The 24,924-nt window shown below is 38.1% G+C and carries 27 protein-coding genes; 3 read left to right on the plus strand and 24 right to left on the minus strand.

All coding sequences use genetic code 11. The features are described 5' to 3' along the window. Window positions 1-181 precede the first annotated feature (181 nt). The gene (locus LJE11_RS03965) at window positions 182-541 is read left to right on the plus strand and encodes an arsenate reductase family protein (RefSeq protein WP_173699908.1); all 360 of its coding nucleotides are present in this window, start codon (window positions 182-184) and stop codon (window positions 539-541) included. Between the two features lie 18 nt (window positions 542-559). Here LJE11_RS03965 and tnpA read toward each other — a convergent pair whose 3' ends face one another. The 9 genes from tnpA to LJE11_RS04010 all read right to left on the minus strand — a co-directional run bounded on the left by tnpA (window position 560) and on the right by LJE11_RS04010 (window position 9,418). Then, window positions 560-706 (minus strand): IS66 family insertion sequence element accessory protein TnpA, encoded by a 147-nt coding sequence (tnpA, locus tag LJE11_RS03970; protein ID WP_173681315.1) that lies wholly within the window; start codon window positions 704-706, stop codon window positions 560-562. 384 nt (window positions 707-1,090) lie between these two features. Further along, entirely contained in the window at window positions 1,091-2,011 is a 921-nt protein-coding gene (locus LJE11_RS03975; RefSeq protein ID WP_173681314.1) for a sugar phosphate isomerase/epimerase family protein, read from the minus strand. 13 nt (window positions 2,012-2,024) lie between these two features. Then, complete coding sequence (locus tag LJE11_RS03980; RefSeq protein WP_173681313.1) at window positions 2,025-3,062, minus strand: Gfo/Idh/MocA family protein; 1,038 nt, start codon at window positions 3,060-3,062, stop codon at window positions 2,025-2,027. 20 nt (window positions 3,063-3,082) lie between these two features. Next, complete coding sequence (locus LJE11_RS03985) at window positions 3,083-3,919, minus strand: sugar phosphate isomerase/epimerase family protein (RefSeq protein WP_119243580.1); 837 nt, start codon at window positions 3,917-3,919, stop codon at window positions 3,083-3,085. Between the two features lie 26 nt (window positions 3,920-3,945). Then, complete coding sequence (locus LJE11_RS03990; RefSeq protein WP_173681312.1) at window positions 3,946-4,968, minus strand: zinc-dependent alcohol dehydrogenase; 1,023 nt, start codon at window positions 4,966-4,968, stop codon at window positions 3,946-3,948. Window positions 4,969-5,021: 53 nt separating this feature from the next. Further along, window positions 5,022-5,996 carry an ABC transporter permease gene (locus tag LJE11_RS03995; protein ID WP_118411244.1) on the minus strand — a complete coding sequence of 325 codons (975 nt, stop codon included), beginning with the start codon at window positions 5,994-5,996 and terminating at the stop codon, window positions 5,022-5,024. A gap of 8 nt (window positions 5,997-6,004) precedes the next feature. Then, window positions 6,005-7,501, minus strand: coding sequence for a sugar ABC transporter ATP-binding protein (locus LJE11_RS04000; RefSeq protein WP_173699914.1), 1,497 nt, complete (start codon window positions 7,499-7,501; stop codon window positions 6,005-6,007). 129 nt (window positions 7,502-7,630) lie between these two features. After that, complete coding sequence (locus LJE11_RS04005) at window positions 7,631-8,575, minus strand: sugar ABC transporter substrate-binding protein (RefSeq protein ID WP_118411242.1); 945 nt, start codon at window positions 8,573-8,575, stop codon at window positions 7,631-7,633. A 24-nt stretch (window positions 8,576-8,599) separates the two neighbouring features. Further along, window positions 8,600-9,418: a sugar phosphate isomerase/epimerase family protein gene (locus LJE11_RS04010; protein ID WP_118411241.1), complete on the minus strand. Its 819-nt coding sequence runs from the start codon at window positions 9,416-9,418 to the stop codon at window positions 8,600-8,602. Between the two features lie 289 nt (window positions 9,419-9,707). On the opposite strand from LJE11_RS04010, the gene LJE11_RS04015 reads away from it, so the two are divergent. Beyond that, window positions 9,708-10,763, plus strand: coding sequence for a LacI family DNA-binding transcriptional regulator (locus LJE11_RS04015; protein WP_118411240.1), 1,056 nt, complete (start codon window positions 9,708-9,710; stop codon window positions 10,761-10,763). A 65-nt stretch (window positions 10,764-10,828) separates the two neighbouring features. Here LJE11_RS04015 and LJE11_RS04020 read toward each other — a convergent pair whose 3' ends face one another. Beyond that, window positions 10,829-11,029, minus strand: coding sequence for a hypothetical protein (locus LJE11_RS04020; RefSeq protein ID WP_119243584.1), 201 nt, complete (start codon window positions 11,027-11,029; stop codon window positions 10,829-10,831). A 278-nt stretch (window positions 11,030-11,307) separates the two neighbouring features. Between LJE11_RS04020 and LJE11_RS04025 the strand changes: the two genes are divergently transcribed. Continuing rightward, a complete protein-coding gene (locus LJE11_RS04025) occupies window positions 11,308-12,099 on the plus strand; it encodes a carbon-nitrogen hydrolase family protein (protein ID WP_227295577.1) in 792 nt (263 codons plus the stop codon). Window positions 12,100-12,111: 12 nt separating this feature from the next. On the opposite strand, the gene LJE11_RS04030 is transcribed toward LJE11_RS04025, so the two are convergent. From LJE11_RS04030 to LJE11_RS04095, 14 genes are all read right to left on the minus strand, one after another. Further along, complete coding sequence (locus LJE11_RS04030) at window positions 12,112-12,396, minus strand: alpha/beta hydrolase (protein WP_118411238.1); 285 nt, start codon at window positions 12,394-12,396, stop codon at window positions 12,112-12,114. Window positions 12,397-12,606: 210 nt separating this feature from the next. Then, window positions 12,607-14,310, minus strand: a complete 1,704-nt coding sequence (locus LJE11_RS04035) for an AAA family ATPase (protein WP_118411237.1) — start codon at window positions 14,308-14,310, stop codon at window positions 12,607-12,609. Between the two features lie 201 nt (window positions 14,311-14,511). Next, window positions 14,512-15,363 carry an urease accessory protein UreD gene (locus LJE11_RS04040; RefSeq protein ID WP_118411236.1) on the minus strand — a complete coding sequence of 284 codons (852 nt, stop codon included), beginning with the start codon at window positions 15,361-15,363 and terminating at the stop codon, window positions 14,512-14,514. A 9-nt stretch (window positions 15,364-15,372) separates the two neighbouring features. Further along, window positions 15,373-15,981: an urease accessory protein UreG gene (ureG, locus tag LJE11_RS04045; protein WP_021925795.1), complete on the minus strand. Its 609-nt coding sequence runs from the start codon at window positions 15,979-15,981 to the stop codon at window positions 15,373-15,375. A 150-nt stretch (window positions 15,982-16,131) separates the two neighbouring features. Next, window positions 16,132-16,824 (minus strand): urease accessory protein UreF, encoded by a 693-nt coding sequence (locus LJE11_RS04050; RefSeq protein ID WP_119243585.1) that lies wholly within the window; start codon window positions 16,822-16,824, stop codon window positions 16,132-16,134. Window positions 16,825-16,872: 48 nt separating this feature from the next. After that, the gene (locus tag LJE11_RS04055; RefSeq protein WP_173700941.1) at window positions 16,873-17,349 is read right to left on the minus strand and encodes an urease accessory protein UreE; all 477 of its coding nucleotides are present in this window, start codon (window positions 17,347-17,349) and stop codon (window positions 16,873-16,875) included. A gap of 49 nt (window positions 17,350-17,398) precedes the next feature. Continuing rightward, on the minus strand, window positions 17,399-17,905 hold the full coding sequence (locus LJE11_RS04060; protein ID WP_227295568.1) for an AmiS/UreI family transporter: 507 nt from the start codon (window positions 17,903-17,905) through the stop codon (window positions 17,399-17,401). Between the two features lie 258 nt (window positions 17,906-18,163). Beyond that, complete coding sequence (gene ureB / locus LJE11_RS04065; protein WP_008705097.1) at window positions 18,164-19,885, minus strand: urease subunit beta; 1,722 nt, start codon at window positions 19,883-19,885, stop codon at window positions 18,164-18,166. Window positions 19,886-19,897: 12 nt separating this feature from the next. After that, on the minus strand, window positions 19,898-20,257 hold the full coding sequence (gene ureB / locus LJE11_RS04070) for an urease subunit beta (RefSeq protein ID WP_019163039.1): 360 nt from the start codon (window positions 20,255-20,257) through the stop codon (window positions 19,898-19,900). A gap of 14 nt (window positions 20,258-20,271) precedes the next feature. After that, the gene (ureA, locus tag LJE11_RS04075) at window positions 20,272-20,574 is read right to left on the minus strand and encodes an urease subunit gamma (RefSeq protein ID WP_008705098.1); all 303 of its coding nucleotides are present in this window, start codon (window positions 20,572-20,574) and stop codon (window positions 20,272-20,274) included. A gap of 238 nt (window positions 20,575-20,812) precedes the next feature. Then, entirely contained in the window at window positions 20,813-21,535 is a 723-nt protein-coding gene (locus LJE11_RS04080) for an amino acid ABC transporter ATP-binding protein (protein WP_173700942.1), read from the minus strand. After that, window positions 21,528-23,009: an ABC transporter permease subunit gene (locus LJE11_RS04085; protein WP_173700943.1), complete on the minus strand. Its 1,482-nt coding sequence runs from the start codon at window positions 23,007-23,009 to the stop codon at window positions 21,528-21,530. The genes LJE11_RS04080 and LJE11_RS04085 overlap by 8 nt, the downstream gene beginning before the upstream one ends. A 24-nt stretch (window positions 23,010-23,033) precedes the next feature. Then, a complete protein-coding gene (locus LJE11_RS04090) occupies window positions 23,034-23,870 on the minus strand; it encodes a sugar phosphate isomerase/epimerase family protein (RefSeq protein ID WP_173704180.1) in 837 nt (278 codons plus the stop codon). A 66-nt stretch (window positions 23,871-23,936) separates the two neighbouring features. After that, on the minus strand, window positions 23,937-24,923 hold the full coding sequence (locus LJE11_RS04095) for an SIS domain-containing protein (protein ID WP_227295569.1): 987 nt from the start codon (window positions 24,921-24,923) through the stop codon (window positions 23,937-23,939). Window position 24,924: the final 1 nt, after the last annotated feature.

Genomic DNA, 24,924 nt, shown 5'->3' on the forward strand with positions numbered 1-24,924 from the left:
GGGAACTGAGACTGTTTTTTCTTTTGTATATGGATATATTAACATGAAAACCTGAACCTTACAATTCTTCCATAACATTCTCTTGCAAAATCGCCCTTTCCAATTTATGATATATCTATCTGGAACAATAATGGAGGAAGTAATTACCTGTAAATAGTTACGATAAATCTATACGAGGAGAATGTCTATGAAAGTTTTAGTTTACCGCAAATGCAGTACCTGCATGAAAGCTCTGAAATGGCTGGATGAACACAATATCAGTTATGAAGAACGGGCTATTAAAGAAGAAAATCCTACCTATGAAGAATTAAAAGAATGGTACACCAAAAGTGGTCTTCCACTGAAGAAATTCTTTAATACAAGTGGGATGCTCTATAAGGAAATGGGATTGAAAGATAAGTTAAAAGATATGTCTGAAGATGAACAGCTGAAGCTTCTTGCCACAGACGGAATGCTGGTGAAACGACCGCTGGTAATCGGGGATGACTTTGTACTTACCGGATTCAGGGAGAAAGAATGGATTGAGGCTATGCACGTGTGATGTGCATAGCCTCTCCTTTCATTTTCTTCGTATCTGATAATAAAAGTTGCTTATATGGATATGATGTTCCTGGCACCAGCATTTATCAGAAAGGCCACTGGACCGGCATTCCTGGATCAGATCCAGCCATTCTTTATCTGTACGTCTTGGATTTCTTTTAGGCATAAAAATTCAACTCCTGTTTTTTATTTGGAGTGGGATTAGCACAGGTACCAGAAGAACTGAAGTGAAATGGTCCTAAGTGCAAAAAACTGGAAAGGTTATAGAGATACCACTCCTTAGAGGGATTATCTCATAAATTTAGGATACTGAAAAACCGGTGGATTATTCATCGCTTACCTTCAACACGACTGGTCACCCAAAAGCATTGGAGGCTCGCTACAAGGCTCACTGGCGATTACCTTGACCAGACTTTCACTGGCAAACTGATAACAGCTTGCAGAACACACGACTTTCACTCTTTAGGAACGTGCGCCGCCAGGCGCACATAGAAAATTTAAAAAGGCTACTGCACACTTTATAGTGCAATAGCCTTTTTACTCATTTTAATTAAATTACAAAATTTCTCAGATATTTTGTGCTAATTTTAACAGATTTTATCTTTTCATCCAGCGAAGCTTCAAAAGCACGGTCTTCTATTTCTATGCAACCATATCCATCAAACTGAATGTCTGTTAATGCTGAAACATATTTTGCCCAGTTTACATCCCCTAAGCCAGGGATCTTAGGTGTCATATAATCCAAAGGATATGCCATTACTCCGGCTTCCTTCAATTTATCCTCATAGACTTTTATATCTTTAAAATGTACATGAAAAATCTTATCTTTAAATTCATATAACGGCTTGATATAATCCATTTTTTGCCAGATAAAATGGGATGGGTCATAATTGATACCTAACATAGGACTGTCCAAAATTTCAAATACTTTTCGCCAGATTACAGGTGAGGTCATTAAATTTTGTCCACCTGGCCATTGATCTTGTCCAAATAACATCGGGCAGTTTTCAATTGCTATTTTTACATTTTCCTGTTCAGCTAATTTCAATATTGGCGGCCAAATTTCTCTCATAAGCTGCAAATTGTCTTCAACATTCTTACTTTGGTCACGTCCTATAAAAGTCGTTACCATATTGACACCTAATTTTGCTGACGCACAAATTACCTTTTTTAAATGTGATACTGCACGGTTTCTTTTCTCAATATCTCCATCCATAGTATTCGGGTAATAAGCCAAAGAAGAAGTTTCGATTTTTTTCTTCTTTGCATAATCCAGGATATGACAACAATATGCTTCATCTGTTAAGACTTTTTCGACATTTATGTGACTCACGCCAGCATATCTTCGCTCTGCTTTTTCCACAGGCCAACATGCAACTTCCACACATTCCAGTCCTGCATCTGCCACCAGATCAATTAATTTTTCATAATCGACATCGTCGTATATGGCACTTACTAATCCTAATTTCATTTTATTCCCTCATTCACTGTCTGATTTTCACTGTATGACCACATTCAGAAGCTTCTATACTTGCGAAAACTGCTCTCATTGCGGATAATACACTTTTTCCACTAATTACAGGTTCTTCATTTTTAACAATAGATTCTACAAATGCATCAATAATTCCAGATTTTGTCTGATTATCATTAGTCTGAATCTTATCAATATCATATAATACTTTTTCAACATCTTTCGTAATGATTTCAATAGCAAATTTGGGATTGGAATATATTTTCATAATTCCCTCTGTTCCATAAAGTACCGTAGAATTGTCTTCTTCTCCATAATAAGACCAACTTGCTGTCATCGTTCCTACAATTCCGTTGTTCATTGTATATATGCAGATTGCATTATCGTCCACCCCGATAAAGTTACCTGCTGCATCTTTTTTATCTAGTGTTCCAACGAATGCTCTTGTCTCCGCTACTGTTGTATCCAACAAATACTGTATCAGATCAGTTTTATGAATTCCTAAATCAGCCATTGCTCCCATTGCAGCTCTTTTTTTATCAAAAAACCAACTGGATTTTCCAGGATCTATGCTCCATGTCTCAGGTCCGCAATGTCCAAAGGTTGTTTTAAATGTTCTGACTGTTCCAATTGCACCATCTGCAATTAATTGTTTTGCCTTCACATGTGCCTTTGCAAGTCTCTGATTCTGACCAATCATAAGAAACTTTCCATTTTCAGACGCTGCTTTTACCATTTTCTCACAGTCTTCCAATGTCGTTGCCATTGGTTTTTCGCAAAGAACATGTTTTCCACAATTTAATGCCTGAATAGAGATTTCCGCATGGGCATTATTTGCCACACAGATACTAACTGCATCAATTTGTTGATCTGCTAATAATTCTTCTACTGAAGAATATGCTGTTGCATCATATTGACTGGCAATTTCAGATGCTCTTTCAAAATTCAGATCATATACTCCGATAATCTTACAGTCTTTGTTTCCTGCATATTCAGGAAGATGTCTGGTCTGTGCAATTTTCCCACACCCTATTACGCCTATTCTTACCATATTTTCCCCCTCCGGTTTTATCAGACACTTTTCTCCAGTGTCTTCATATAGTTGATTGCCTGTTCCGCATATTTATCCATCAAATGAGACTTTGTTTCAAGATCTCCGGACTCATATGGATTGGCTAATCTCGGCATAAATTCCATGGTCAATGGTCCTTTATAACCGATATCTCGGAGCACATAAAACATTTCCTTAAAATCTGTCTTTCCAAGTCCTGCTGCCTCACGTGTATTATCTGCAATATGTACATGAATCAGCCGATCTGCAATCATTCTCAGGCTTGCTCCAATATTATTTTCTTCCAAACTCATATGAAACATATCTGCCATAATCCAGACAGCCGGATGATTCATTTCACATACAAATTTGTATGCTTTTGTTAAAGTATTCAAAAAGTATGTTTCATATCGGTTGATGGCTTCTATTGCAAGTTTTACATTTTTAGATGCAGCATAATCTGCAGCAATTTTCAGATTCTTTTTTGCATTTTCCCACATTTCATCATATGTATAGCCTTCCGGAAGCGCAACTCTTCCCACAGGAGAAGGCACCACAATTATATAAGGAGCACCCACTTTGACAGCAAAATCAACGCTGTCTTTAATATATTGGATCGCTGTATTTGCACACTCCGGATCTCTGGATGTCAGATCTCTTTCTTCTGGAAAGATACCACACAACGATGTGCATTCCATTTCGTATTTTTTTAATAACGAAACCATTCTTTCCTGATCAATTGTATACGGCTCTGCTGCAAATTCTATTCCATCATAACCATTTTTTTTCAGTCTCTGAAAACTGTATTCTATATCTTCGTTTCCTACAATCCATTGTGTCATGCTATATTTATACATAACCTTTTCACCTCGACTTTGTGCTTTTAGTTCTCATCCGGATATAAGATAACCTCTAAACCAACACCTTTTCTCATAGCATCCAGTCCCTCTGCGAATTTAGACATCGGGAGCTTATGTGTGATTATCTTTTCAACAGGAATGATTCCTGCTTCCAGTGTCTTTACCGTTCTGGACATAATATAGTTTCCGATATAGTTACCAAAAATGCTCAATCCTTTTGACACAATATCGTTTTGGCAAATTGTTTCATTTACAGCTCCGTTCTGACCCATTAATACAATTCGTCCACCTTTACATGTATTTACAATTGCATCATTAATCAAAACACCCACTGCATCTACAGAAATGTCTACGCCGCGTCCACTTGTAATTTTAGCAATTTCTTCAGCAAGATTCTGTTTTGTTGGGTCAATAATAATGTCTGCTCCGCAATCCATTGCATATTTTGCTCTATATTCTGAAGGTTCTGAAACAATGATTTTTCCTGCACCATTTGCTTTCATCAGCATAATGAAATACAGTCCAATTGGACCACCGCCAAGAATTAATACCGTTTCTCCCGGGAGAACTCTAACCCAATCCATAGCTCCCATTACACATTTTACCGGCTCAGCAAAGATTGCCAGATCTTTATCCATATCATCTGGAATTTTCGTTAATGCTACTTCTGGAGCAACAAAATATTTTGCAAACACTCCATCACAGGTTACACCCATTACTTTTTCATTTTCACACATGTTTGCTTTTCCCTGTCGGCATGATTCACAGTATCCGCATGGAATATTCGGTACCAGAACTACTCTGTCTCCTACTTTCAGTCCTTCTACACCATCTCCGATTTCTCTTACAGTTCCTACACACTCATGTCCAAGGATACTTCCCTTTGTTCCAATAAATCCAGGAGGGTTTCCAAGTACATGCACATCTGTACCACAAATACTTGCTGCTTCTACTTCTACCAATACATCATTTACTTTTTTAATTTCAGGTACTGATCTTTCTTCATATGTCCAAGTTGCTAAATCTTTAAATACAATCGCTTTCATTTTTTTGTCACAGTAATTTCTACTGTATCCTCCTCTCTGTAAATAATCACAAATTAATTTGTAGCTGCATTGCGGTTATCCATAATAACTGCCGCAAGTATAATGATTCCCTTAATTACTTTTTGCCAATAGCTGGATACATTTATCATAGTAAGTCCATTTGTCAGTACTCCGATAATCAGCACACCCAGGACAACTCCCCAAAGTTTGCCTTTTCCTCCAGACATACTGGTTCCTCCCAGCACAACCGCTGTAATAACATCCATTTCTGACCCTTCGCCTGTTGCCGGTAATCCACCGCCAAGTCTTCCTGCCAGAATGATTGCCGCAAATCCATTTAAAAATCCGGCAATTACGTATACAGTAATGCGAATTTTGTCTACATTGATTCCTGACCATTTTGCAGCCTGTGCATTTCCTCCACATGAATAAATATATCTTCCAAATCGTGTATGTTTTACCAAAATCATTCCCAAAATTAAAACAATGATCATAAAAATAACTGGAAGCGGAATCAGATTAAACACATAGCCTGTACCTAAAAATGTAAATTTCGGGTTTGTTACACCTATTGGTGATCCTCCTGTAATAATATATGCAAATCCCCTGCATATACTCATTGTAGCTAATGTTGTAATAAATGCTGGTACACGAAATTTTGCTGTGAAAATTCCATTGAACAGTCCAATTGCAATTCCGAGTGCTAAGGCTACAATTAACGTTAAACATGTACTTTCTGTTGTTTTAAATACAATTGCACTAATAACGCCTATAAACGCATACATTGAACCTACTGACAGATCAATATCCCCTAAAAGAATGATCATGAACATACCTAGGGAAGATATTCCGGTAATGGAAACCTGTCTGAGCACATTAATCATATTTGAAGTAGTAAAAAAGTTTTGCGTCATAAAGGCAAAAATTATCAATTCTGCCGCTAATAGCAGCACAAGTGTCAGCTGTCGTATCATTTCAACTCTTATTGATACTCCGCTTTCTGTTTTTCTATTCGTTTTATTATTCATTTTTTCCCTCAACTTATCGCAGCATGCATTATTTTTTCCTGGTCATAATCCTTCGTCTGACCATCTAATGTTATCTTTCCATCGTGCATAACAATGACTCTGTGACTTACTCTTAAGATTTCCGGAAGATCTGATGAAATCATTATGATACTAACACCCTGATCTGCCAGTTTTCTCATAATATCATAGATTTCTGCCTTGGCTTTTACATCAACGCCTCTCGTTGGCTCATCCAGAATCAGCACATCCAAGTCTAATGACAGCCATTTTGAAATCACCACTTTTTGCTGATTTCCACCACTTAATCTTCCTACAATCTGTTGTCCTCCACGTGTCGCTATCGACAGCGCATTGATATAATGATCTGTGATTTGTGCTTCTTCTCGATCTGATTTCAGCAGCCAGGGCAAATCTTTTAATTTTACAACTGTCAAATTATCCTGCACATTATGCTTTAGAACCAGTCCCAGCTGTTTACGATCTTCTGGTACCATTCCTATTTTATTATTGATTGCATCTTTTGCTGACTTAAGATTTAATACTTTACCATCTTTTTTTATTGTTCCACATGGACTTCTGTCAATGCCAAACAAAACTCTTGCCAGTTCTGTCCTTCCGGCACCTACCAATCCAAATATACCAGTAATTTCACCTTTATATGCTTTGAAACTTATAGGGTCTTTATACTTTGAAGTGATCACATTTTCTGCTTCAAGTACAATTTCACGATTTTCATCTATTTTATATTCTGAATAACTTTCTTTAAATTCTCGCCCTATCATCAATTGAATCAGTTTTTGTTCAGTAGTATCTTTAATATTTAGAGTGTCGATTTTTTCACCGTCTCTAAATACTGTTACTCTGTCTCCGATTTCAAATATCTCTTCCATTCTATGAGAAATATAAATAATGCTGATACCTTCTTTTTTCAGTTTAGCGATCAGCTTAAAGAGCGTTCTTACTTCTCTTTCTGAAAGACTTGACGTAGGCTCATCCAATATAATGATTTTTGCATTATGTGACAGACATTTTGCAATTTCTACACATTGTTTCTGTGCTGTAGAAAGATTTTCAACAAGCTCTGTTGGTGGTGCATCAATCTCCACCATTTCCATCCATTTCAGAGCATCCTGATTCATTTTATTCCAATCAATAAGTCCTTTTTTCACCGGTTCATAGCCCATAAATATATTTTCGGCTATCGTCATATTTTCCATCAGGTTGAATTCCTGAAATACCATGCTTATTCCTTTTTCCAATGCCATTTTAGGATTTGAAAAAGCAATTTCTTCCAAATTTCCTTTTCCGTCATCCAGGTATATGTTTCCTTTATCCTGTTGGTAAACACCCGTTATAATCTTCATTAAAGTCGACTTTCCAGCTCCATTTTCTCCCATAAGAATATGTGTCTCTGCACTGTCTAATTCAAAATCGACATTTTTCAAGATTGGTACATGGGAAAATGATTTGGAGATTCCGGTAGCTTTTAATATTGTTTTTTTCACTTTTTCGTCCCTCAAGCTATATTTTGATAATCTGTGGTCAGATTCCAACTGCCCACAGATCATCTGTTATATATTTTGTTCTAAACAAGGAAGGAAACTTTTATTCTGAAGAATGTAGCATACCTTCTTTTATTTGTTCAGATATTCCTCATTTCTTTCAATAATTTCTGCGCAATTATCTGCAGTTACTAATTCACATTCAATTGCAATATCTTCCACCTTTTCTCCGTCAAGATATTTTACTGCATTCTCAAGAGCTTTATATCCCATTGTATATGGATCCTGAGAAACTGTAGCAACCAGGTTAGTTCCATTCTGGATAGCTTCCATAACTTCCCCATCTGTATCAACTGCAACTACATTAATATCTGAACGATTTAATGACTGTGTCGCTGCATATGCTCCCAGTGCCATTTCAGCGTTTGCGCCCCATACAAATTTGATATCACCATTTGCCTGAATGATACTTTCTGTTGCTGCCAGAGATGAACTTCTGTCTGCATTACAATCCTGTTCTGAAACAATTTTTATATTAGGATACTTTTCTTCCATTTTATCTTTGAATCCTTTTGCTCTGTCAGCAGTTGCAGATGCTGCCGGCCATGTCAGAATTGCAATCTCGCCTTCTCCATTCATTTCAGTTCCTATATAATCTGCTGCAATCTCTCCAATGCCGTAATTATCGGAGCTTACAAAACTTGCCACATCCACGCCTTCAATACCAATATCGCATGTTCCAACTGCAACACCTTTATCCTGTGCTTCTTCGATAACCGGAACAATTCCTTCTGAATTACATGGTCCTACAATGATGTAATTTGTTCCCATCTCAACAAAATTTTCTATATCTGCTACTTCCTGCTGCAGATCCCCATCTGCATATTTATAATTAAATTCAACTCCAAGATCTTTTGCTGCATCCTGCATTCCAATTGTTTTAATTTCCCAGTGTTCTACAGCACCGTATCCATGGGAAGCAGAAATAACATATCCATCTGATTCTGCTGATACTGTCATTGCTCCACATAATACCATTCCCATTGTTAACATTCCGATTACCATTTTTCTTTTCATTTTCAAGCTCTCCAATCTTTTAATTTATGAAAATAATTTTTTCAGATATGTAATAGACTCTTCTGTGTACTGATCATAGAATTCTTCCTGTACAATTCCGCTAAATGGATTTGCTGCTGCTGGTAAGAGTTCCATAGAAATCCATCCATTATAATCAATATCTTTTAATGCCTGTGCAATTTCTTCAAAATCAATATGACCTCTTCCAGGTGCTGCTCTGTTACTGTCTGCAATGTGGAGATAATACAATTTCTTTCCTACATTTCTAATTGCATCTCCCATGTTGCTTTCCTCAATGTTCATATGGAATGTGTCACCCATGACACCAACATTCTCCAGTCCTACTTCATTAACCATTTTGAGTGCCATATCAAGTTTTGTTATCAAATATGTTTCATATCGATTCCATGCTTCTAATGTAAGACGAATATTATTCTTTAAAGCATATTCTCCGGCTTCCTTCAGTCCTTCTACTGCCCATTTCCAAGCTGTTTCAAATGGTGCATCAGCGTCAATTTTCATATTCGCTGTCACCTGTGTACTAATTGATTTTGCTCCAATCGCAACAGAAAAATCCACGCACTTCTTCATATATTCTACTGCCTGTTTTCTGATTACTGGATCATCTGAAACAAAATCTCTTTCATTTGTAAAAATTGCACAGATAGAACTGGCTTCAATATTATTCTCTTTCAAAAGTCTGCAGATTTCAGCTGTATCAAATTGATCTGGTTCACCTACAAAATCTACACCATCATAGCCAAATTTTGCCAGTCGTCTGATTCCGTCTGCAATATTCTCACCGGCGTATACCAGTGTGTTGTAAGAAATTTTTACGTTCATTTTCTTCCTCCTTGTTACGTTTTTCATTTCTTTGTGTAACACCATGATATATTGTTTCACTGTTTAAGTCAATCAAAATCTCGTCTCATTGTTCATTTTCGTTGTTTTATACTTTTTTTAAACTGTTTTTTTGTTTATTTTGCCGTATCATGGCACCTGTTTCATGTAACATTTTCATGTAGTTACATTTTTTTATTTCATGTAGTTACATTTTTTTTATTTATTCCTTTTACATTTTGCAATTTTATGCTATAGTAGTATTATAACTTATCAATATACGGAGGAATGTATGCAATCTAAAAAAATTACAATCCGTGATGTTGCAAAAGAGGCTAATGTATCTATTGCAACTGTATCACGCGCATTAAATAATAACTGTCATGTTAAAAAAAATACTTTGGATTCTATTTTTCAGGCAATAGAAAAACTTGGCTATCAATATGGTGAAACAAAATTATCCGATAATACACCATCTGCTTATCCTACCGGCACGCTTCCTCTTACTCAATCAGATGAGCAGACTGATAAAATTCTCCTTATGAATATTCCGGATATGTCAAATCCCTTTTATTCAAAAATTATTGACGGTGTTTTATCATCTGCAAATATGCGCTCTATGTCTGTCGTTTTTACATCGTTTAAATTTAGCTCTGATAACGTAGACAAATTTATTCATATGATTCATCGTTTAAAAGCAAATGGCGTGATTACTTTAAATAGTATTTCTCCATCAGCATTAAAGCTAATTACTTCCCATGTTCCAGTCGTACAATGTTGTGAATATTTTGACAATCCGTATGCCTCCTACGTAGGAATTGATGATTTTGCATCTACCGAACTCGCATTAAACTATTTTCTTTCAATTGGGCGAAAAAAAATAAGTATTATAAATGGACCTATTGAATTTAATTATGCAAGAATACGTCTCGCTGCATATAAATCCATTATGGCTTCTGCTAATATTGATTATCCTTCTAACTGGATTATCCAGTTGCCAGAATTAAATCATGATCTTGCTTTTACATCAATTGTGCAGGTTCTGTCTTCACCAAACCCACCAGACTGCTTTTTCGCCATTTCAGATAATCTGGCTGCTGCTGCTATAAAGGCAGTACAATACTGTAATTTAAAAGTTCCTTCAGATGTTCTTGTCATTGGATTTGATAATACAAATATTTCTCAATTGTCAACTCCATCTATTACTACGATCAAACAGCCTTGTTCTCAACTTGGATATCTTGCTTCTGAACTTCTGATTGAAAAAATCAATAATCCAGATACCGAAATTAAGCAAGTTCAACTACCCACTGAATTAATTATTCGTGAATCTACATCACAGGAATAAATACAAAAAAGACAGTGATTTCGCGCAAACATGAAATCACTGTCTTTTCTTATACATATTTTCAGTCAAAGATTCTCATAATATCCTGATATCGATTCACTACTCGATAAATCTCTACACTGTGAGCACATCTTAAATTCCGGTACTGTCATCTGCAGAATTGGAATAATAATCTCCTTATTACTCATAAGCTGTTTCATTCCCGCATCATATTCTGCACCATTTACTCCAGACGTATATACGTCTATTATTGTCTCATCACGCATGATTTCTCCTCTCCAAAGGAACTGGAACTGTTATTCTTTTGTATATAAATATATTAACATGCAAGTCTTTCTCTTGCAATTCCTTCATAATACTTATTCTATCCAAATATAATTGAAAAAGATACTACTCTGTATCATCTAATACATTTTGCAGAGCTAAAACACATGAATAATGGCTTGCAAATATGCCACAACAAATAGTAACATTTTCTTGCAAAATCCTCTTCAGCAATTTATGATAGATGTATCTAAACTGTTTTACGAAAGGTATTGCTACTATGAAGCTTGCACTCGCCCAAATATCTATGGTCTCAAATATGCAGGAGAATCTGGAAAAATCTTTGTTATTTTGTGATCAGGCAAATGGAACTGATTTACTGTTTTTCCCAGAGATTCAGCTTTCTCCATTTTTTCCTCAGTATGAAAAAAGGAACGTTGACTGCTATTGTCTTCAGCCTGATTCTGTGGAAATCTCAAAATTAAAAGAAAAAGCAGCACAGCATCACTATTATCTGTCACCTAATGTCTACCTGGAGCGTCAGGGAAAAAGATATGATACTTCCCTGTGGATTACACCCGATGGACAGTTAGCAGATACTGCCCAGATGATTCATATCGCACAGGCAAAACAGTTCTATGAACAGGACTACTACACTCCTTCCGATACAGGATTTAAAGTATTTGACACACCCTTCGGAAAAATAGGAATCGTCATCTGCTATGACAGACATCTCCCGGAAAGTATCCGCACCTGCACGCTGAAAGGAGCCGATCTGATCATTATTCCCACTGCCAACACGAAAGCAGAGCCAATGGAAATGTTTGAATGGGAAATGCGTGTCCAAGCTATGCAGAATCAGGTGTTTATTGCCATGTGTAATCGCGTCGGAAGAGAAGACGCCATGGATTTCTCCGGTGAATCACTGGTTATTCATCCAAGTGGTGATATTCTTGCAAAAGCAGATGATTCCGAACAGCTTCTCACCTGTGAGATCAATCTCCAGGAAACATCCCAATTAAGAAATAAAATACCTTATCTGAAAACACGCAGACCTGAATGTTATTTATAAGGAGGGACCTCATCATAAATCATGTGGAAATGCCGTTAAGTCTGTAGGAGGATACCATGCACATGCAGCCTGTGCTCTGCTTGATTTTTCCAGATGTTCTCCTACATCTAAACCTGAAGCATTATCCAGTGCTGCCATACATGTAAGATAACCTCCTGCCGATTCTCCCATAACGCCAATCTTTTCCTCATCAATATTGAACCTTTCTGCATAAGCTCTCAGATAACGTATAGCCGCCTTTACATCCTGAATCTGCGTTGGATATTTTCCTTCATTAGATGTACGATATTCATCCAATCACTGCTACTTTTTACCCATTGTTTCATTTCCTCCTTGTGTTTGCTTTCTGTTTGTTTATGGGTATATTTTAGCAACAAAAAAAGAGAAACTCTCTCTAAAAACGGAAACGGCACATTTTAATGACCTTATTATAAACAAATTTCTTTTCTTTTTCTGTCCAGGTCAAAAAAATTAATACTTTTTTTGACCTGGACAGAAGACAAACTCTTACTCTGCCAATAACACCTTACATCTTTTCTTATAACAGGCAATTCCATATTTTACAACATTCTCCATACCATCCCCAAGTAGTGCTGCCTCATAATGCTTTTCCTCAATCTGTTGGATTGCCTTATTGCAGGCAGAATCAAATGCTGCATCTTCTGCATATTTGATTTCCACTACAATACCAGTCCGGCTCTCTGGAACTTCAATAAGAATGTCACTGTATCCTTCTCCGGACTCTGCGTTAGATTTCACCAGCCAGTTTTCCTTATATCTGAGAAGTCCCAGAATCATTCCATGGTAAAAATTCTCCTTTTTCTCTCTGCCAGATGTGTCCCGAATACTGATAGTATTCCAGAGATATTCATTCAGAAGCTTTTCAATTTTCACAGCGTCTTTCTGTGGAAAAGCCTGACAGAAAGCTTCCAGTGTCCCTGTATCCTTCCTTGATGACTTACGGAACCATTCCCGAATCTGCGTTATAAATAATTCTCTGATTTCTCTGTTAGGAATTGCCAGACGATATTTCCTACCGTCTACTCTGCCTCTCTGAGTCAGATAACCGGTAGTAAATAATACGCTCCACAGATTTTCTATCGACTGATCCAGCTCACTATAGGTCAGTTCCTGATGAATCTCTTTTATAACCTCGTCACCTGCAATCAGGCTCTCAACCTCATTTTTCGTAACACTGTCTGCTTTGTCAATCAAACGACGTACAATGGCATTTCCGCTGGTATTAGACCAATAATTCTGAGGATATGCATCTTCATCTGCCCGCAGATCGTCACAGAAATTAATCACATCCCAAGGACAATATACATCCGTTTTTCCAAAACGATAACCGTCATACCATTCTTTCATTGTTTCATAATGTTCTTCCAGATCATAATATGCCAGCATTTCTTTAACTTCTTTGTCTGTAAAACCGAAATATTCGTCAAACTGTGCATTTGTAATTGTAAGTGTTTTCAGATTATTAAGTCCTGTAAAAATACTTTCTTTTGAAATCCTCAGACATCCCGTCAGCACTGCAAAGTACAGACTCGGATTCGTTTTTAAAGCATTTCCAAACATTACACGAAGAAGCGATACCATCTGATCATAGTACCCATACTGAAACGCTTTATCCAGAGGAACATCATATTCATCTATAAGAAGAATTACGTTTTTTCCATAATGCCTGCAAAGTAAGTCTGACAAAGTTTTCAGACTGGTACCCAATACATCATTTGTCATGGCAAAAAGACTGCCTGTACCTTTTCCTATTTCTGTAAGCTGCTGATAAATGTCTTTATCTTTATCAGATAGTCTGTCACTTTCCAGAAGAAATCCGAAGCGCAAAGCTTCCTGTCCTATAATATATTTCATTGCTGCCAAAGCTTCCTGAAATGTCTGTCCCTCTACGCCTTTAAGGCTAATAGAAATCACCGGAAACTGCCCCATATATTCCTGGCACAGTTCTTTTTCCTCTGAGATCTTCAGACCATCAAACAGTGTCTTATCACAACCAATTTCAAAAAATGTCTGCAGCATAGACATATTGAGACTTTTTCCAAATCGTCTCGGTCGGGTAAACAAATTTACTTCTGCCCAATTTTTCAAAAGCTCGACCAACAGACCTGTTTTATCTATATAGTAAAAGTCATGCTGAACCAGTTTGTTAAAAGAATCGACTCCTACCGGCAGTTTCTTTTTATTGCTCATCTGTTTACACTCCTCTCTGAAAATGGTACTGTTCACTCCATGCCCAGCAACCTAAAAATACATTTCTTCCATTCATTCTTTTCCTTATCTTAACATCCCCAAAAGACAATAGCAAGGATTCTATTTTAGTAGCTTCAACTACAAAAAAGAGATCGTTACTGTTCACTCCGTTCACGGTAACGTAGCCACTGGGACGGAAAGTCATTCATTCATAACCGATTTATGATTTATCTGGCAGGAAGTATAGATTTCCTTAATTTTCTCAGCTATCTGCTGTAATTTCTGGGCACGATGTCCGAAGATTCTCAATGCCAGATCACCCGTAGTCAGGCGGGTAACACCGCCGTCTACTTCTGAATCTTCATCCAGAATCTGCCAGATCTTTTCCTTCAGTTCTGATGTTCTATCCAGACCATCCGCGTCACCTCTGTCACATAGTTTAGACAGAAACAGGTTTGCCATATGTGTGAAACCCTCGTACAACCCGATTCCTTCCATCGGCATTTTGCCCGGTTCATATCTGGTGTTGTCTCTGTAGATCAGTTTTTCTCCCCGGTACAGCAATACCTTTGAGGAAAATCTGCGATACTGAAATCGTTCCTCATGTGCATTTCGACCACAGGAAATGATCTCCAGCAAAAACAATTTCGAAGTTTCATCTTCCAGATGAATCGTCATTTTGCTGTCAAAAGCAGACTGTGCAAAAGGGATTACAGGCTGAGGATAATAGTATAATGCAGCATTTTTATCTACCTGCACTTCTATGGTACGGCTGGCAGAGCCTTCATCCATCTTGTGAATCTTCTCGAAAGACTGGGACAGAATCTCCAGGTCTGCACCTTCTTTTACATGGTAGGAAAATTCCTGTGAATCTCCTGCCATGATTCCGGCAGATGCGCAGAGAGGCATGATCTGGATTCCTCCATTTTCCTTTTCAAAAGGTGTCATGATCTTGTATGGTGCTGTAAAAGACAGGTCTTCCAGAATGGTTTTTCCATCTTTCAGTGCGGCGCAGGCACTGATACGGGAAACTTTTCCAAATTTGTTATCCATAGGCTTTCTTTACATTCCTTCTAAGAGTACATTCTTCTTAATCCATTCCACTACTTTATCCACGTTCTCATCTCCGCGGATATTTGTGAACTGGAATGGTCTGTCACCGCGCATTTTTCTGGAGTCTCTTTCCATTACTTCGAGACTTGCACCTACATATGGAGCCAGGTCGATCTTGTTGATGACAAGGAGATCAGAGCGTGTGATTCCAGGACCGCCTTTACGTGGAATCTTATCTCCTTCTGCTACATCAATGACGAAGATGGTTGCATCTACCAGTTCCGGACTGAATGTTGCAGACAGATTATCTCCACCACTTTCGATGAAAAGAAGTTCAATATCAGGGAAACGCTCCATCATCTCATCTACTGCTTCCAGATTCATGGAAGCGTCTTCGCGGATCGCTGTATGAGGACAGCCGCCTGTTTCCACACCAATGATACGCTCTACCGGAAGAACACTGTTCTTTGCCAGAAACTGTGCGTCTTCCTTTGTATAAATATCGTTTGTGATGACGCCGATGCTGTAATCTTTTGCCATCTTTCTTGACAATGCTTCAATAAGTGCTGTTTTTCCGGAACCTACAGGTCCGGCAACTCCGATTTTTACATATGACATACCGATTTCCTCTTTTCTACTTTACTTGTTGATAGCTTCTTATAATCTGTTCGCTAATTTTCCACATATAAATTTTTAAGATTTCATATTATGCACATGATTCTATTTCTATTCACATTTTAGCCTGGAAAAACTAATGTCAGATTCAAACTACGACATATATAACCTGGAATAGAGTTTCTCATGCTGGATTCCTCTGATATCAAATCCCGGCGCAGAGAGACACATATCTTCTTCACTTCTTGTCATCACATCTTTTAATATCTCGTCAAATTCTCCATAACAGCCACTTAGCAGCTGCTGCCCGGATGTCTGACTCAATGGAATTGTTTTTACACAGTTTGTCACAATAGCTGAGGTCTGTGCATAGAGATAATGCGTTAAGGCTTTCTCCAGCGGAATCTGCATTTCTGCGCAGAAAACTCCGTAAATACAGCAATGATTTACTGCTTTTCCTTTTCGTGCATCCAGATATTCTCTGAAAATCCCGTTTTCACTGATGGATAATCCAAGTTTCTCAATGGTTTTTGCGAAACGGGAACCCATTTTTCTGGCTGCCTCTCTCTGCTCCATAGGAATTCTTGATGCTTCCAGAAGTTCTTCCAGATATAGAAGTTCTTTCAGGTCTTTTTTCTCAGCCGCTTCATAGGCTAGTCTGGCTGCCAGAAGCTCTGTGTATGCAAGATTCCATTTGATTTTGTGCGTAATATATTCTCTGGCTGTGTCTACATCGTGGACAATTCCCCGCTGGATATAAGTCTCCAGTCCCTGTGAATGAGAATAGCCTCCGATTGGAAATAACGCATCATTTACCTGCAGTAAATAAAATTGTTTTTCTGACATGAAGAACCTCCATAATAATTCATTTGCATATTGATTATCCAGATAAATTTAGTGATGATGATTATGAATACTTGCAGAAATCCTCCTGTCGAAATCCAGCTTCAACACTTCTTTCTCTGCCTGAACTCCATGGATTTTCTGAAGCATAACAAGCATTGGCTCATTATAAATCGTGATAAACGTATCATTCTCTCCCCAGAAAAGCGGTGCATGTCTGTTTCCGATTTCGTAGCAGACTTTTGCAGACATTTTCTCATGTCCCGGAGTCAGAGAAACACGGATAACTTCGCATGGCGGTGTATTTATCACTACAAGCTTCTCATTATCTGCGTAGATCACATCATCCTGATACAGACCTCTGGCGAGAATGGAATCGTCCATGCGGATTCCCACTTCTGTTCCTTTGTCTGTTATTTTTTTATGTATTTTCTTAAATGCTTCGTGCCATTCAATATCTACATATTCTATTGTTTTTCCTGTAGTATCAAAGTCATGAAGCTTTCCCAAAACCTGTTCACACAGCATTATTTTCGACCTCCTGAATCCGATAAAAATTTCTTATCAGATTTATTTTTTACCAAATCTGAAGTAACATCATAACTCCAGGGACCCATGCAGTTACGATTCCTTCAAATACCTGAAGATATGGAACGAATTTTCCCAGTTTTTTTCCGCAGATATCTTCTACGAAAGCAGTTCCCCAGAGAATTGCCCACAGATACCAGATTGCTGCCCAGCGCAGATCCGATGTGATTCCCAGTGCAGTGCTTCCTGTAAATCCCTCGATTGTACCGAAGATCACCGCATTGATGGCTACAAAAGTAGAAAACCATGCAAATGGGATCGGGCTTGCTTTCAGGAATTTACTCAGGGCTACGAAAAGATAGGTAAAGCAGAACAGCAGTCCTGTTCCTGCTGCATAATAATTGCCCTGCACCAGATTGACAAAGTTAATAAATAAAGAAAGACCACCTGTAAAGATGTTCATAATGGCGGTTGATTTTCCGTCTACATTGTATAAAGAACACATACCGTTGTTGATCAGTACGATTCCTACGAATAAAAGACAAACTCCTAACATAATATTCTCTCCTCTCCTGCTTCTTCAGTATATTTTTCTGTTTATATTTCGCAAGTGGAAATACTTTTATTCAACACTCATAACAAGATGAATAAATCCAGCTTATTTTCATATAAAAATCAGAATTTTATACTGACAGGACTGTCATTATATTGTTTGGTAAGTTCTTATAAAAGTTCTCACAAAACTTCATAAATAACAGTCCTGCGAATATCATTTTTATGATCAGATAACCAGAATGTAATGGTTTAAAGTTGTTTAGAACAGACTGTAAAGCTGTGTCAGCGGAAGCTTCTCTGCCGGTTTGGAAGTGATCTCTTCACCGTCAACAGTAACCTTATATGTCTCCGGATCTACAGTCAGTTCCGGTGTTCTGTCGTTAAATACCATATCTTTTTTGCTGATATTTCTGCATCCCTTTACAGGTACTACAGTTTTCTCAAGACCGTATTTCTCTTTTACATTCTCATCCATGGCAGCCTGGGATACAAAGGTCAGGCAAGCTTCATTCTTAGCTTTTCCATGAGCTGCAAACATTGGCTGATAGAGAACCGGCTGTGTTGTCGGAATGGATGCATTTGCATCGCCCATCTTAGATGCAATGATCATACCGCCTTTGATGATAATATCCGGTTTTGCACCAAAGAATACTGGATTCCAGAGAACGAGGTCTGCGAATTTACCTTCTTCCACAGAGCCCACATACTGGGAAATACCGTGTGTGATCGCCGGATTGATGGTATATTTGGAGATATAACGTTTTACACGGAAGTTGTCATTGTCATGTCCTGCATCTTCCGGAAGTGCACCTCTCTCATCTTTCATCTTGCTTGCTGTCTGCCAGGTACGTGTGATAACCTCACCTACACGTCCCATAGCCTGAGAGTCAGAGCTCATCATACTGAAGATACCCATATCATGAAGAACATCCTCTGCTGCGATTGTCTCAGGACGGATTCGGGAATCTGCAAATGCAACATCTTCCGGGATTCTCTTGTCAAGATGATGGCAGACCATCAGCATATCCAGATGCTCATCCAGAGTGTTTACTGTATATGGCATTGTTGGGTTTGTGGAGGATGGCAGTACGTTCGGAGCTGCTGCTGCGCGGATGATATCCGGTGCATGTCCACCGCCTGCACCCTCTGTATGATAAGTGTGGATGGTTCTGCCGCCGATGGCTGCAAGTGTATCTTCCACACATCCACCTTCATTTAATGTGTCTGTATGGATGGCAACCTGTACATCATATTCATCTGCCACATTCAGACAGTGATTGATAACTGCAGGTGTTGCCCCCCAGTCCTCATGGATCTTCAGTCCCATAGCTCCAGCCTTAACCTGCTCAATGAGAGGAGCTTCGTCTGAGCAGTTACCTTTTCCAAGGAAGCCTAAGTTCATCGGGTATTCCTCGGCTGCCTTTAACATCATTTTTAAGTTCCATGGTCCAGGTGTACAGGTAGTTGCGTTTGTACCGTCTGCAGGGCCTGTACCACCTCCGATCATAGTAGTTACACCACTGTATAATGCACAGTCGATCTGCTGTGGGCTGATGAAATGGATATGGGTATCAATTCCACCTGCAGTTACGATCATTCCCTCTCCTGCAAGTGCTTCTGTAGATGCACCCACTGTCATTCCAGGTGTGACGCCATCCATGATGTCCGGATTTCCGGCTTTACCGATTCCTGCGATTTTGCCGTCTTTGATACCGATATCTGCTTTTACGATTCCTGTAGAGTCTACGATCAATGCATTGGTAATTACCAGATCCAGATCTCCGTCTTTGCTGCAGGTTTTTACAGACTGTCCCATACCGTCACGGATTGTCTTGCCGCCGCCGAACTTTACTTCGTCTCCATAGGTTGTATAATCTTTTTCTACCTCGATCACAAGGCTTGTATCTGCCAGACGTACCTTATCTCCTGTAGTCGGGCCATACATTGCCGCATATTTGCTTCCGGAAATTTTTGTACTCATTATTGTCCCTCCTTACAGAAATCCTTTTAATTTCGCAGTTTCCATGGATGCTGCTTTTGTATCGTCAGTTGCCTGGGCGCGGGTAAGGTCATTCAGTCCGAATACTCTCTGTCTGCCGCCCATTTCTGTAAGCTGAACCTCTTTTTCTTCACCCGGCTCAAATCTTACAGATGTTCCTGAAGGAATGTCCAGATGATATCCATAGGCTTTTTCCCTGTCAAAAGAAAGGCATTTATTTACTTCAAAGAAGTGAAAATGAGAACCGACCTGAACCGGTCTGTCGCCTTTGTTTGCCACTGTTACTGTCACTGTTTTCTTGCCTTCATTAAGTGTGATCTCACGATCTGCGGCCATAATTTCACCGATCTTCATGCTCATTCTCCTCCTTACTGAATTGGATTATGTACTGTCACAAGCTTGGTTCCATCCGGGAATGTTGCCTCTACCTGAACTTCACCGATCATATCAGCAACACCATCCATTACGTCATCCTTTGTAAGAATCTTGGTTCCAAGCTGCATCAGCTCTACTACTGTTTTACCATCTCTTGCAAGCTCCAGGAGTTCAGAACTGATATACGCAAGTGCCTCCACGTAATTCAGTTTCAGACCTCTTTCCTTTCTCTCTTTTGCAAGATTTCCTGCCATATGAAGCATTAATTTTTCCTGTTCTTTGGGATTCAGCCTCATGATATTCCTCCTCTCGAATTGTGCGGATTATAATATGCAAAAATCCTCGTAGTACGCAAAAAAAGAGCAGACAATGGGATTCTTTCTCAGACCCCATTGTCTGCTCTTTGCACGAAAATTTTTATATAGGGGATTATAACTTGTGTTTCTTTGACGGTCAAGATGTTTTTTGTGAACTTTTTGTTTCTTTTTTACATTACACCAACCATAACACTATCTTCTTTTTGTAACTCGAATTTTATAAAACTTTAGCAAGAAATTCTTTCGTTCTCTTATGTTGTGGCTTTTCAAATACTTTTTCTGGAGAACCGTCTTCTAATATAACTCCCTGATCAAAAAACAATACCCTGTCACTCACTTCTCTGGCGAATCCCATTTCATGGGTAACTATAAGCATTGTAATTCCCTCTCCTGCCAATTTCTTCATTACATCAAGTACTTCTCCTACCATTTCAGGATCTAATGCTGAAGTTGGTTCATCAAATAAAAGAATTTCAGGGTTCATAGCCAGTGCTCTTATAATCGCAACCCTTTGTTTTTGACCTCCGGAAAGCTTTGATGGATAAGATAATGCTTTCTTCTCCAATCCAATTTTTTTTAACAGTCCTATTGCTTTTTCATCTGCTTCCTCTTTTTTCCATTTTCCTAATCTTACAGGTGCAAGAGTTATATTTTTCAGCACTGTCATATTGGGAAATAAATTAAAATGCTGAAATACCATTCCTACATTTTCTCGATATTTATCAATATCTTTCCTTTTTTCCAGAATACTCTCCCCTCGTATAATAATTTCTCCTTCATCTGGTACCTCCAGAAGATTCAGGCATCTCAAAAAAGTAGATTTTCCAGATCCTGAAGGGCCAATAATACAGACACATTCACCTTTTCGTATTTCTATATTAATACCCTTGAGAACCTGCACATTTCCAAAAGATTTTTTCAGATTATGTACACTAATCACTTTGTCTCATTCTCCTTTCCATCTTTTCGAGAAATATAGAGAGTATTTTCACAATCAGATAATACATAATTCCAGCAGTTATCAATGGTATAAACATCTGATATGTTCTTGACGAAACATAACTGGAAGCTTTGGTAAGATCCATAATACCTACATATCCCAAAATGGAAGTCTCTTTAATCAACTGTATAAATTCATTTCCCATTGCAGGCAGAATATTTTTTAAAGCCTGTGGAATAATAATAAATCTCATTGTATCTTTATATCCAAGTCCCAGAGATCTTCCGGCTTCCTGCTGTCCTTTATCAACTGCCATAATTCCGGCACGTATCACCTCAGACACGTAGGCACCACTGTTGATCCCAAAGCTCACAACTGCTGCCACATATCCCAACCGACTGTGAAAGACAGCAAAATACACGATCATCAATTGTAATACCGAAGGGGTTCCACGAATCACATCTACATATATATGGATAATCCTCGACAATACAGTTTCTTTTTTCTTACGGTCAGCATTCAATTTTATCATTGCTGCCATTAATCCAATCACAGTTCCCAAAAGTACTGACATGATTGAAACCAAGATCGTAACCTGTAGTCCATTCAGGTAATATTTCCAACGGTTATCCTGCAGAAAAATAAATTTGAAAGTTCCAATTATTCCTGTGTTATCTGCTATCTGAACTTGCGTTGTATCATTTTCTCCTGAGAAAAATTTTTCATAAATCTGGTCATATTCTCCATTATCTTTTAACTTTTTCAGTCCCTCATTTACTGTATTTAAAAGTTCTGCATTTCCTTTTTCAATACAATACACTGTATCCTCTTCCGTTCCATCCACTTTCTGATAAACAATATCATCGTTCTGTCTGCAGTAAATCTCTGCCATAATAGTATCAATTAGTACAGCATTTACACCTCCGTTTTTCAGTTCCATTACTGCACTTGCAGCGTTCTTAAAGCGGACAACTGTTGCATTTTCAACAACACCATAGTCTGTATTCTCTCCGGATACAATGAAATCACTCTGGGATCCTTCCAAAACTGCTACTCTTTTCCCGGATAATCCAGCAAAATCATACAAAGGTGTTTTCTGACTGCTTACAATACTCTGGGATCCCGTATAATAAACATCCGAAAAATCTACACTTTTTTCCCTTTCTTTTGTTGGTCCTATCGCTGCTGCAATAATTTGAATATTTCCGGTTTCCATAGAACCAACCAAAGAATCAAAGGGCATATCTTTCCATTCCAATTCCAGATTTTCTTCTTGGGCAATTGCTTCCAGAAGTTCATAATCAAAACCCGTGAGATTTCCATCACTGTCCAGATATTCAAACGGTGCATATTCTGCATTCGTTCCGACAGTTATCTTTTCCTTAGCATAGACACTCTGCGTTCTACATGCACATAAGAAAAACAGAGTAAGCATGATGCATGAAAAAATTTTTATTCTCATTTTATCACTCATAGCTGGTCTCCTATAATATGAGTTTTAGCGTATAAATGTTTCATATGCTTTCATATTCCGTTTATCTGCCCTAGCCGGATCTTTAAAATAGTCAAATTCTGTAATTTCCTGTCCCAGATATCCCTTATATCCATGACGATTGATTGCCTTCAGAAACTCCTCAAGATTATGCGTTCCATCCCCCCAAATCAGATGGCCATAAGGATTTCCATCAATAAAATGCATGTGGATAATATCATCTCCAAGTATATCAAACCATTGATCAATTGTTTCACCGGCAACTCCCATTGCTGTGGTATCAATCATCGCTTTCAGATTTGGATGATTTACTTCATCCAGCATTCTTTTTACATCATATACCGTAGTAGCAAGGTTGGATTCCTGCGGACGAAGAGATTCCATTGCCAGTCGGATATTTTTTGTTTTGGCATATTCTGCCAGAACAGACAGCATTTCCCTTGAACGTTTCCAGGCTTCCTCCCTGTCTTCATTCCAATATCCCCATCCTGAATTGATTGCCATTGTTTCTACACCCAATTCTTCACCGGCATCCAGAGCTTTCTTAAAATATGCCATACTTTTTTCAAACTGCTCTTTTTCCTGTGCAGCGAACTGATATTGGTATGTACAATTTTCCGGTGTAATCACCTTCACAGTCAAATCTCTTTCATCAAGAAGTTTTCTGACATGTTTACAGTCAGAATATTCTATATAGCTTAAAAAGAAATGCGGTGTTCCAGGCCATAACTCAATTGTTTTAAATCCGGCTTCTTTTTGTGCATCAAGAAAATATTCCAATGAATAAAATAAATAATGAATATTCATACCTGCCAATTGTTCTCTGTTGATTAATTTCTCCATTTTATCCTCCATGCTTTCTTCTGTTACCTGTTCACAGCTCAATAATACCCATATAATTTCACTTTCCTATTTTTCCAGTTTACTACCCATATATCTATGAAAATCAGGATCTGACGGAATATTCAAATCTATCTTTCTTGCCCGTGATGTCATAACAAACAACATTTGTACAGGCAGAATATATTCCAGAATTGAAAACTCAGGATCATCTGTAAATTTACAGTTCAGTATATATTTTATATTTTCATCTACCTGTTTGGAATTAATCCCAAATAAACAGTAACCCTGCTTTGTATAATAATCGAACAATTTTTCCATTCGATTTCTTTCATAACCATTAGGTGGAAAAATATATAAAAAGTTAGTTTTTGAAGTGACAGCATTATACATACCATGCATAAATTCTTCTGCCTCATATCCCCTCACCGGAAATCTGCAGGTCTCAGAAAATTTTAATATTCCCTCCAGCAGCAAACTCCTCATTTTATTACCGGAAATAAGTATCATATCTTCATTATCTTTTAGTTTCTCTGATATTTCTGAGCACCAGAGTTTGCTTATCTGCAGAATATTTTTCATATTCTTTATTACAACATCTATTCGCTTTTTATAGTTTTCAGCTTCTTTTTTTGTAATCCTTCCAATGCTTTCGGCAGTATCAATAATCCATATCATCAAAGTCAATACTGTTGCCGTAAAACCTTTGGTTGTTGCACCAGCATCTTCATAACCACATTCAATATATATGTTAGCATCTGCATGTCTGGTAATTTCCGTATCATATTCACCGGTCATTGAAATTGTGGCAATACCGCGCTCTCTAACATCGTCCAGTGCCTTTATGACTGCTGCACTGGTTCCTTGTTGTGAAATTCCTGTTACCACTGCGCTTTTTGAAATAAATTCATAATCCTCTATAAGCATTACTGGGTATACAGGTGTAACCCGTATACCCAGTAATTTCTTTGCAAAATCGGCTACAGCTACTGCTGCATTATAAGAAGATCCTGAACCTGTCAGGTAAATTTCTGATATTTTCTTATCTTTCAGCACT

The sequence above is a fragment of the Blautia sp. DFI.1.216 genome (assembly GCF_020594215.1).
Taxonomy (GTDB): Bacteria; Bacillota; Clostridia; order Lachnospirales; family Lachnospiraceae; genus Blautia_A; species Blautia_A wexlerae.